The sequence below is a fragment of the Streptomyces kebangsaanensis genome, from assembly GCF_001906585.1.
GTDB lineage: Bacteria > Actinomycetota > Actinomycetes > Streptomycetales > Streptomycetaceae > Streptomyces > Streptomyces kebangsaanensis.
Map to the genome: position 1 here is coordinate 62,796 of NZ_JUJA01000045.1, position 10,399 is coordinate 73,194.

9 protein-coding genes are annotated in these 10,399 nt (G+C 73.7%); 2 read left to right on the forward strand and 7 right to left on the reverse strand.

Going from position 1 to position 10,399, the window contains the following annotated elements:
* Positions 1–173: 173 nt before the first annotated feature.
* The 5 genes from RH94_RS06420 to hrcA form a co-directional block, all read right to left on the reverse strand.
* The gene (locus RH94_RS06420; protein WP_199880880.1) at positions 174–746 is read right to left on the reverse strand and encodes a hypothetical protein; all 573 of its coding nucleotides are present in this window, start codon (positions 744–746) and stop codon (positions 174–176) included.
* Between the two features lie 309 nt (positions 747–1,055).
* Positions 1,056–1,796: a 16S rRNA (uracil(1498)-N(3))-methyltransferase gene (locus tag RH94_RS06425; RefSeq protein ID WP_073946674.1), complete on the reverse strand. Its 741-nt coding sequence runs from the start codon at positions 1,794–1,796 to the stop codon at positions 1,056–1,058.
* On the reverse strand, positions 1,793–2,881 hold the full coding sequence (locus RH94_RS06430) for a nitronate monooxygenase (protein WP_073946675.1): 1,089 nt from the start codon (positions 2,879–2,881) through the stop codon (positions 1,793–1,795). The genes RH94_RS06425 and RH94_RS06430 overlap by 4 nt, the downstream gene beginning before the upstream one ends.
* Before the next feature lie 211 nt (positions 2,882–3,092).
* Complete coding sequence (gene dnaJ / locus RH94_RS06435) at positions 3,093–4,232, reverse strand: molecular chaperone DnaJ (protein ID WP_073946676.1); 1,140 nt, start codon at positions 4,230–4,232, stop codon at positions 3,093–3,095.
* The gene (gene hrcA / locus RH94_RS06440) at positions 4,233–5,249 is read right to left on the reverse strand and encodes a heat-inducible transcriptional repressor HrcA (RefSeq protein ID WP_073946677.1); all 1,017 of its coding nucleotides are present in this window, start codon (positions 5,247–5,249) and stop codon (positions 4,233–4,235) included.
* A 136-nt stretch (positions 5,250–5,385) separates the two neighbouring features.
* Here hrcA and RH94_RS06445 point away from each other — a divergent pair, with 136 nt between their 5' ends.
* A complete protein-coding gene (locus RH94_RS06445) occupies positions 5,386–6,111 on the forward strand; it encodes an MBL fold metallo-hydrolase (protein ID WP_073946678.1) in 726 nt (241 codons plus the stop codon).
* 31 nt (positions 6,112–6,142) lie between these two features.
* The gene (locus tag RH94_RS06450; RefSeq protein WP_199880881.1) at positions 6,143–7,003 is read left to right on the forward strand and encodes a DUF3097 domain-containing protein; all 861 of its coding nucleotides are present in this window, start codon (positions 6,143–6,145) and stop codon (positions 7,001–7,003) included.
* Positions 7,004–7,036: 33 nt separating this feature from the next.
* On the opposite strand, the gene hemW is transcribed toward RH94_RS06450, so the two are convergent.
* Both hemW and RH94_RS06460 read right to left on the reverse strand, forming a co-directional pair.
* Positions 7,037–8,269 (reverse strand): radical SAM family heme chaperone HemW, encoded by a 1,233-nt coding sequence (hemW, locus tag RH94_RS06455; RefSeq protein WP_073946737.1) that lies wholly within the window; start codon positions 8,267–8,269, stop codon positions 7,037–7,039.
* 38 nt (positions 8,270–8,307) lie between these two features.
* Positions 8,308–10,257 carry a SpoIIE family protein phosphatase gene (locus RH94_RS06460; protein WP_073946679.1) on the reverse strand — a complete coding sequence of 650 codons (1,950 nt, stop codon included), beginning with the start codon at positions 10,255–10,257 and terminating at the stop codon, positions 8,308–8,310.
* Between the last annotated feature and the right edge of the window lie 142 nt (positions 10,258–10,399).

Below are 10,399 nucleotides of genomic sequence, written 5' to 3' on the forward strand. Positions count from 1 at the left end.
GAGCCACACGTCGTCCTCGGCGGTGAAGGCGACCAACTCGCCGTGCGGGTGCGGAAACCGGAGATACGCAGACGATGCGGACTGAGTCACCAGATCACCCTACGCAGCGGCGGCGGCCACCGACAGGGGGCGGGATCACCTGCCTCGCGCGCCACACCGCGAAAGCCGGTGCCTCACTTGCCCTGGACGGGCCGGCAGACGGGGTCGTCCGGGCACCAGATCGTCCGCGTGACCGTCGCCGTGACCACCGGGCCCGGCTGCCCGTGGGTGGGCCGGTAGGTGACGGGCGGCCGGTACGTCGGCCCGGTCGTGGCGTCGCAGTCGCCGAGGCCGTTCACGTGGAACCACACCTTACCGCCCACCTTGGCGGTCAGGTCCCCGCGCACACAGGCGCCGTCGACCGCGCGGGTGACCCTCCCGGTGACGGTGATCCTCCGGCCGTCCTTCGTCTCCCCCCGGCAGTCGACGGTGACCACGGTGGTCTCGGACGCCGACGGCGTCGGCTTCCCCGGCGTGTACGTCCTGCCGCCGCCGTAGTCGCCCGTGCAGGTGAGCCAACGCACGGACGCGTGCCGCCGGTTCAGCTCGTCCGTCGCCGTCCTGTCGGTCGTGTACGCCGCCGACGCGGTGCTCAGCCCACCGGGATCGCAGGCGACGGCACCACCCACGGCGCCCACCGCGAGCACCGCCCCGGCCAACACCCGCCGCCCGCGCGGCAGATACGGAATCCGCCTCAATGCCCCCATGCACGACAGCCTGCCACCGCCGCGCCCCGCGCGGTAGACGGAACACGGCCAGGGTGGGTCCGGCGGGCCGTGGAGGAAAACGGTTCGTGGACCGGTCGCCCGGTTCCTGGCACGGCGCTCATGATCACCCAGGGGATCGTGGACAGAGCCGGACGACGGGTTGCCCTGGCCGGGGTGGTCGCCGGTCTCAGCGCGCGGACGGCACCGGCCACGGCACTCGGGCCGGACCGTCGACCGTCCACTCGACTTCATCGCGTCCCCTGTGGACCGCCCCGTCGAGACGGTGCGGGGTCCGGTGGTTCCCGCGGGTCAGGACCAGCGGCCGGTGCGGCCCAGGAGCAGGGCGGTCGCCGCCGTGCCGGCGGTCGACGTGCGCAGTACCGTGCGTCCGAGCACGTACGCCTTCGCGCCCGCTTCCCGGAACATCGCCAACTCCTCCGGGGAGACCCCGCCTTCGGGACCGACGACGAGCACGATCTCGCCCTCGGCGGGGAGTTCGACGGTGGCCAGGGGTTCCTCGCCGGTCTCGTGGAGTACGGCGGCGAAGTCGGCCTCGGCCAGAAGTGCGGCAACCTGCTTGGTCGTCGCCGCGTCCGCGACCTCGGGGAAGCGGACCCGGCGGGACTGCTTGCCGGCCTCGCGGGCGGTCGCGCGCCACTTGCCGAGCGCCTTCAGACCCCGGTCTCCCTTCCACTGCGTGATGCAGCGGGAGGCGGCCCACGGCACGATCGCGTCGACGCCGACCTCGGTCATGGTCTCCACGGCGAGCTCGCCCCGGTCGCCCTTGGGCAGGGCCTGGACGACGGTGATGCGGGGGGTCTCCGGCGGTTCCTCGGCCGGGGACTCCAGGCCGGTGATCACCAGCCGGTCCTTGCCCTCGGCGGCCTTCACCACGCCCTCGGTCCAGCGCCCCCGGCCGTCGGTGAGCACCACGTCCTCGCCCGGCCGCAGCCGCTTGACCGAGACCGCGTGCCGCCCTTCGGGGCCGTCGAGCACGAACTCCGGCCCGATGCCGTCCAGTTGGTCGACGACGAACACCGGCGCGGTCATCGCGCACCACCTCCTGCCGCCGGACGGGCCGACAAGGCCGCCCTGGCCGCGTCGAATTCGGTCATCAGCACCTCCACCAGTCGCCCGGCGGGCAGCTCGCGGGCCATCCGGTGGCCCTGACCCGCCCACAGCGCCATGCCCTGCGCGTCGCCCGCCTTGGCGGCCGCCTTGCGCAGCGGTGAGGTGAGGTGGTGGACCTCCGGGTAGGCGGCGGGCGCGTACGGGCCGTGCTCCCGCACGAAGCGGTTGACCAGCCCGCGGGCCGGCCGCCCGGAGAACGCTCGGGTCAGCTCCGTACGCGGGAGGACGGGGTCGGTGAGCGCCTGCTTGTGCAGGGCGTGCGCCCCGGACTCGGGGGTGGCGAGGAACGCCGTGCCGAGCTGGGCCGCGCTCGCGCCCGCCGCGAGCACGGCGGCGATCTGGCTGCCGCGCATGATGCCCCCGGCCGCGATGACGGGGATGTCCACCGCCTCGCGGACCTGCGCGACGAGCGGGAGCACGCCGGTCCCGGCGCCGTCGTTCTCCGGCAGGTCGCGGTGGGTGCCCTGGTGGCCGCCGGCCTCCACGCCCTGGGCGATCACCGCGTCCGCGCCCGACCGGTCCACGGCGAGTGCCTCCTCGGCGGTGGTCGCGGTGACGAGGACGAACGTGCCGACCCGGTGCAGGGAGTCCACCACCTCGCGGGCGGGCACGCCGAAGTGGAAGGAGACCACCGGTACCGGATCGTCCAGCAGCACGGCGAGCTTGGCGTCGTAGCCGTCGTCGCGTCCGTTCTCCGGGTCGCCGAGCTCGGTGTCGTACCAGCCGGTCTCGCCGGCCAGCTGCTGGGCGTAGAGGTCGACGGCGCCGGTCTCGGCGCTCTCCGGCTGCGGCATGAACACGTTGACGCCGAAGGGGCGGCCGGTCAGCCCACGCAGCTGCTTGATCTCCTGGTACATGCCGTCGGCGGTCTTGTAACCGGCGGCGAGGAACCCCAGTCCGCCCGCGTCGGACACCGCGGCCGCCAGCCCCGGCACCGAAGGACCGCCCGCCATGGGCGCCTGCACGATCGGGTGCGGGAAGAGATCGGTCAGCGCGGAGGACATGACCGCATGGTGTCACGTCCTCCCCACAGGTCCGAATCCGGGCGACCTCCGACATATGTCGGAGGCATCCCTGTCAACGGCCGCTTGAGGGCAGGCCCGTCAGCGACCGTTGAACGCGTCCTTGAGCCGTGAGAACAACCCCTGCTGCCCCGGCTGACTGCGCCCGCCCGGGGGACGACCCCCGGACCCCCAGCCCAGCCCCACGCACCCGTCAGCGACCGTTGAACGCATCCTTCAACCGCGAGAACAACCCCTGCTGCCCCGGCTGGAACTGCCCCTGCGGGCGCTCCTCGCCGCGCAGCTTGGCCAGTTCGCGCAGCAGGCGTTCCTGCTCGGGGTCGAGCTTGCTCGGGGTCTGCACCTCGACGTGCACGATGAGGTCGCCGCGACCGCCGCCGCGCAGGTGCGTGACGCCCCGGCCGTGCAGCGGGATCGACTGGCCGGACTGGGTGCCCGGGCGGATGTCGACCTCCTCCAGGCCGTCCAGGGTCTCCAGCGGCACCTTGGTGCCGAGGGCCGCCGCGGTCATCGGGATGGTGACCGTGCAGTGCAGGTCGTCGCCGCGCCGCTGGAAGGTCGGGTGCGGCAGCTCGTGGATCTCGACGTAGAGGTCACCGGCGGGACCGCCGCCGGGGCCGACCTCGCCCTCGCCCGCGAGCTGGATGCGCGTGCCGTTGTCCACACCGGCCGGGATCTTCACGGTCAGCGTGCGGCGGGCGCGGATGCGGCCGTCACCGGCGCACTCCGGGCACGGGGTGGGCACCACCGTGCCGAAGCCCTGGCACTGGGGGCACGGGCGGGAGGTCATGACCTGGCCCAGGAAGGACCGGGTGACCTGCGAGACCTCACCGCGGCCGCGGCACATGTCGCACGTCTGCGCGCTGGTGCCGGGGGCCGCGCCCTCGCCGTTGCAGGTGTTGCAGACGACGGCCGTGTCGACCTGGATGTCCTTCGTCGTGCCGAAGGCCGCCTCGTCCAGCTCGACCTCGAGCCGGATCATCGCGTCCTGGCCCCGGCGCGTGCGCGAACGCGGTCCGCGCTGCGACGCCGTACCGAAGAACGCGTCCATGATGTCGGAGAAGTTCCCGAAGGCGCCCGCCCCGAAGCCGCCGCCCGCACCGGCGCCGCCGGACTGCGAGAGCGGGTCGCCGCCGAGGTCGTAGACCTGCTTCTTCTGCGGGTCCGACAGCACCTCGTAGGCGGCGTTGATCTCCTTGAACCGCTCCTGGGTCTTCGGATCCGGGTTGACGTCCGGGTGCAGCTCGCGCGCGAGCCGCCGGAAGGCCTTCTTGATCTCTTCCTGCGACGCGTCGCGACGCACGCCGAGAACGGCGTAGTAGTCCGTGGCCACCTACGACTCCGCCAGGATCTGTCCGACGTACCGTGCCACTGCGCGTACCGCTCCCATCGTTCCCGGGTAGTCCATGCGGGTCGGTCCGACCACGCCGAGCTTGGCCACTGCCTCGCCGCCCGAACCGTAGCCGACCGACACGATGGACGTGGAGTTGAGTCCTTCGTGGGCGTTCTCGTGACCGATGCGCACGGTCATGCCCGGATTCTGCATCTCGCCGAGCAGCCTCAGCAGGACCACCTGCTCCTCCAGCGCCTCCAGAACCGGCCGGATGGTGAGCGGGAAGTCGTGCGCGAAGCGGGTCAGGTTGGCGGTGCCGCCGATCACCAGCCGCTCCTCGTTCTCCTCGACGAGCGTCTCCAGGAGAGTGGACAGCACGGTCGAGACGGTCCCGCGGTCCTCGACGTCGAAGCCCTCGGGCAGGTCCTCCACCAGCTGCGGGACGTCCGTGAAGCGGCGGCCGGCGACCCGGCTGTTCAGCCGCGCCCGCAGGTCGGCCAGGGACGTCTCCCCGAAGGGCGCGGGGCAGTCGATCATCCGCTGCTCGACCCGGCCGGTGTCCGTGATCAGCACCAGCATCACGCGCGCGGGTGCGAGCGGCAGCAGCTCCACGTGCCGCACGGTCGAACGGGTCAGCGACGGGTACTGCACCACGGCGACCTGCCGGGTCAGCTGCGCGAGCAGCCGGACCGTGCGGGCCACCACGTCGTCGAGGTCGACGGCACCGTCGAGGAAGTTCTGGATGGCGCGCCGCTCCGGCCCGGTCATCGGCTTGACCTCGGCCAGCTTGTCGACGAACAGGCGGTACCCCTTGTCGGTGGGGATACGGCCGGCACTGGTGTGCGGCTGGGCGATGTAGCCCTCTTCCTCCAGGGCCGCCATGTCGTTGCGGACCGTGGCCGGCGAGACGCCGAGGCCGTGCCGCTCGGTCAGGGCCTTGGAGCCGACCGGCTCCTCGGTTCCGACGTAGTCCTGGACGATGGCGCGCAGCACTTGAAGCCTTCGCTCACTGAGCATCGCGCACACCTCCAGAACACTGATCGGCTTCCCCGTCTGGCACTCGGCGCATACGAGTGCCAGCTTTACCCCGCCCAGTGTACGGCTGTCGGGTACACCCTGGGCAAGGCCGGTCCCGTGAGGCTAGCGTCGCCGCGTGAGCGTGACTTGGGAAGAGCTGGGGTGGGAGCGGCTGGCGGACGGGGTCGGACGGGTCCGCCTTCCGGTGTGGGACTGCACGACCGGGCTGGTCGTCGGGGCGGACCGCGCGCTGCTCGTCGACGCGGGGTCGAGCCTGGCGGAGGGCGCGCGGCTGTGCGCGCAGGCGCGGGAGCTCTCCGGTGGTGATGTGACGCTTCTCGCGCTGACGCATCCGCACTTCGACCACGTCCTCGGGGCGGCGGCGTTCGACGGCGCGGAGGTCTTCGCCGCCGAGGGCGCGGACGCGGTGTTCACCGGTGGGCGCGCGGAGCTGCGCGCGGACGCGGTGCGCCACGGGCTGGACGCGCGGGCGGCCGAGGAGGCGGCGGACGCCCTGGTACGACCCGGCCACGAGGTCCGCGACCGGCTCACCCTCCCGCTCGGCGGCGGGCGGGAGGTGCTGCTGGCGGATGTGGGCCCCGGTCACACCCCCCACGATCTCGCGGTCGTCGTCCCGGGCGAGCCGGCCGTCGTCTTCTGCGGCGACCTGGTCGAGGAGTCCGGCGAACCCCAGGCGGGACCCGACGCCGTACCGTCCCGGTGGCCCGCCGCCCTCGACCGGCTGCTGGCGCTCGGCGGCGAGGACGCGCTGTACGTTCCCGGTCACGGAGCGGTGGTGGACGCGGCCTTCGTCCGGGCCCAGCGGGACGCCCTGGCCGCGCGCTTCGGCGTGTCGCGCTGATCGGCCGCGGGCTTCTCCTATCGTCACTCGAATGCGCCCACCCGTCTCCCGCCACCGCCCTTCCGACGAGGGCCCTCCGGGCCCGCGCCTTCGTTCGTACTCCGCCGACCTGACCCCTCCGTGGAAGAAGCCGAAGGCCGTGCCCGAGGTCCCGGCCGAGCCCGGTCTGGTGGTGGAGGAGCCGGGCACCGGCTTCTGCGGGGCGGTGATCCGCTGCGAGGCGGGCGCGGTGACGCTGGAGGACCGCTTCGGCAAGCACCGGGTGTTCCCGCTCCAGCCCCGCGGCTTCCTGCTGGAGGGCAGGGTGGTCACGCTGGTGCGGCCGCCGTCCGGTCCGCCGCGGCCCACCCGTACGGCCTCCGGTTCGGTGGCCGTCCCCCACGCACGCGCACGCGTGGCCCGCGCCGGACGCATCTACGTCGAGGGCCGGCACGACGCCGAACTGGTCGAGAAGGTGTGGGGCGACGACCTGCGCGTCGAGGGCGTGGTCGTGGAGTACCTGGAGGGCGTCGACGACCTGCCGGCGATCGTCGAGGAGTTCGCCCCCGGCCCGGACGCCCGCCTCGGCGTCCTCGTCGACCACCTGGTCCCCGGCACGAAGGAGTGGCGCATCGCCGAGTCGGTGACCAGCGAACACGCCCTGGTGGTCGGCCACCCGTACATCGACGTCTGGCAGGCCGTGAAGCCGTCTTCCCTGGGCATCGGGGACTGGCCCACCGTCCCCCGCGGCCAGGACTGGAAGACGGGGGTGTGCCGGTCCCTGGGCTGGCCGGAGAACACGGGAGCGGCCTGGCAGGGCATCCTGGCGCGCGTGCGGTCCTACAAGGACCTGGAGCCGGAGCTACTGGGAAGGGTGGAACAGTTGATCGATTTCGTGACCGAACCCGTCTGACCGAACCCGTCTGACCGAACCCGCCTGACCGGATCAGTCCACCAGGTCCCGCACCACCGCGTCCGCCAGCAGCCGCCCGCGCAGCGTCAGCACCGCGCGGCCCGTCTCGTACGGCCCCTGCTCCAGCAGTCCCTCGGACAGCGCCCGCCGGGACGCCGCCAGGCCCTCCTCACGCAGCAGGTCCAGCGGGACGCCCTCCCGCAACCGCAGCTCCAGCAGGATCCGCTCGACCCGCCGGTCCTCCTCCGTGAGGAGTTCCCGGCCGGCGCCCGGGGAACGGCCGGAGGCCAGCGCCGCCGCGTACGCCCCCGGATGCTTGACGTTCCACCACCGCACGCCCCCCACATGGCTGTGCGCCCCGGGCCCCGCGCCCCACCAGTCGGCACCCCGCCAGTACAGCTCGTTGTGCAGGCAGCGGCCCGCTTCGGAGGTGGCCCAGTTGGACACCTCGTACCACGCGAAGCCCGCCGCGGACAGCGTCTCCTCGGCGATCAGGTAGCGGTCGGCGTGCACGTCGTCGTCCGTCGTCGGGATCTCCCCGCGCCGGATCCGCCGGGCGAGCTGTGTGCCCTCCTCCACGATCAGCGCGTACGCCGACACGTGGTCGGGCCCGGCGCCGAGGGCCGCGTCCAGCGAGGCCCGCCAGTCGTCGTCGGACTCGCCGGGCGTGCCGTAGATCAGGTCGAGGTTGACGTGCTCGAAGCCGGCCGCGCGCGCCTCGGCCACGCAGGCCTCGGGACGCCCGGGCGTGTGCGTGCGGTCGAGGACCTTCAGCACGTGCTGCCGGGCGCTCTGCATCCCGAAGGAGATCCGGTTGAAGCCCCCTTCCCGGAGCGCGGCCAGGTAGGCCGGGCCGACCGACTCGGGGTTGGCCTCGGTGGTGACCTCCGCGTCGGCCGCGAGGCCGAACTCGTCGCGGATCGCCCCCAGCATCCGCACCAGGTCGTCCGCGGCCAGCAGTGTGGGCGTACCGCCGCCGACGAAGACCGTACGGACCTCGCGCGGGTCGTCGCCGAGCACCTTGCGGGCGAGGCGGACCTCGTCGACGAGGGTCCCGGCGTAGTTGTCGCGGGAGGCGAGCACCCCGCCGGTGCCGCGCAGCTCGGTGGCGGTGTAGGTGTTGAAGTCGCAGTAGCCGCAGCGGGTCGCGCAGTAGGGGACGTGCAGGTAGAAGCCGAGGGGCCGGCCGGCGGCCCCGGCGAGCGCGTGCGCGGGCAGCGCGCCGTCGTCGGGTACGGGCTCGCCGTCGGGGAGTGCGGAAGGCATGCGTCCCATTGTCCCGCACCCGGACGGTTGCCCGGCCGCTACTCCGCCTGGAGGACCAGCAGGGCGAGGTCGTCGTCCGGTGGGCGTTCCCCGAACTCGTGCACGAGCTGCCGGATGCGCTCGGCGACCGGTTCCGCGTCGAGCCCTGCGCAGCCGGCGAGGGCCGCGGCGAGCCCGTCGCCGTCGTCGAACTGGTGGGAGCCGGAGCGCCGCTCGGTGACGCCGTCGGTGACGCACAGCAGGGTGTCCCCGTGGTCGAGGTCGAAGGTCTCGCAGGTGTACGTCTCGTCCTCGATCACCCCGAGCAGGGTCTGCGGCCGGGCGACCGTACGTACGTCCCCGTCGCGCCCGAGGACCAGCGGCAGCGGGTGCCCGGCGCTGGCGAGGGTGCAGTGGACGCCGCCGTCGAAGGGGACGAGTTCGCCGTACAGGAGGGACAGGAACCGGGTCTGGGGGCCGTCGCCGGGGGCGGGGGCGCGGCCGCCGGCGGCCACCAGGACGCGGGCGGCGGCGTCGGCGGCCTCGGTGGCGTCGTCGAGGAGGAGCTGGTTGAGGCGGTCGAGGACGCCGGCGACGCCGTACCCCTCGCGGGCCAGCAGCCGCAGCCAGGGCCGGACGAGCCCGATGACGACGGCGGCCTCGGGCCCCTTGCCCTGTACGTCGCCGACGGCGAAGCACCAGCGGCCGTCGCCGGCCGGGAAGAGGTCGTAGAAGTCGCCGCTCGGGCCGCCCTTGTCGCACGGCTCGTAGACGAGGGCGCTGCGCATGCCGGGGATCTCGGCGACCGCTCCGGGCAGCAGTCCGCGTTGCAGTACGGCGCTGATGGTGGCCTGCCGGGCGTACTGGCGGGCCGCGCCGATGGCGAGCGCGACCCGGCGGCTGAGGTCCTCGACCAGCCCGGTTACCTCGTCGGGGAAACTGAGCGGCCCGGTCCGTCCGATGACCAGCGTGCCCAGCGGACGGCCGCCGGCGATCAGCCGGTACGCGAGCGCCGCGCCGTGGGCCGCGTGCGGGCCGAGGGCCTCCGCGGGCCAGGGGTAGGGGGCGGGTCCGGAGCGCAGGTCGTCGCCCGGACGCGGCGGGTCCTTCTCCAGGTGGCGGCGCAGCTCCTCGATGTGGTGCTCGCTGCCGTGCCAGACACGGGCGAGCCGTGGCCCGGCCGCGCCGGTGCCGTCGGTCCGGCCCGCCCCGCTCCCGTCCCTGTTCCAGGGGGAGGGCCCCCACCGCGCGGTGGACTCGTCCTCCAGCCACACCGCGCACCAGTCGGCCAGCCGGGGGACGAGCAGCTGTCCGGTGAGCGAGGCGACGAGGCCCTCGTCGAGCTGTCCGGCGAGCAGGTCGGAGGCCTCGGCGAGGAAGGACAGCGCGCCCCGGCCCAGCCACTCCCGGTCCCGTCCGGCGTACTGCGGCCCGGGCGCGAGGACCTCGGCGACGGCGAGTCCGCGCCCGGCGTCGTAGGCCTGTGCGCTCTCGTCCACCGTGCCGCCCTCGGCGGGCAGCCGCGCCCACACCGTCTTGGCGCCGGTCCGGTAGGTGATGCCCCAGGCCTCGGAGAGGGCGGCGACCAGGCTCAGGCCGCGGCCGTACTCGGCGGGCTCGTACGGCGCCTCGCCGCCGTGGTCGCGGGGGGCGCGCGAGGGGTGGTGGTCGCGGACCTCGATGACGCAGGCGCCGGTCCCGGGCTCCAGCCGGCAGGTCAGCTCGACGTCGGTGCCCGCGTGCACGACGGCGTTGGTGACCAGCTCGCTGACCACGATGACGGCGTCCTCGGCCAGTCGCTCGGCGATCACGAATCCGAGGGCCGCCCACTCCGTCAGAGCCGTGCGCAGCAGCGCGCGGGCGGAGCCGGGCGCGAGGGGGCTGCCGGGTAGCGTCGTACAGGCCTCCGGGCACGCCTCCGCGCCGTGGTGCGCGGTCGCGCCGGAGGCGTGCGCGGGCACCTCGGAGGCACGGGAGACGGTCTCCCGTTGCGTCGGAATGGCCCCCATGTGCGGCTCCCGAGCGGTGCGGACGAATCGGTTCGGTCGATGGGGACAGGGTGACAGACCGACTGCGTCCATAAGCAAGGAGTTACCGAAGTGGGTCGCCGGCCAGGAGAACCGCACTACAGAAATGATCAGAGGCGGGCGG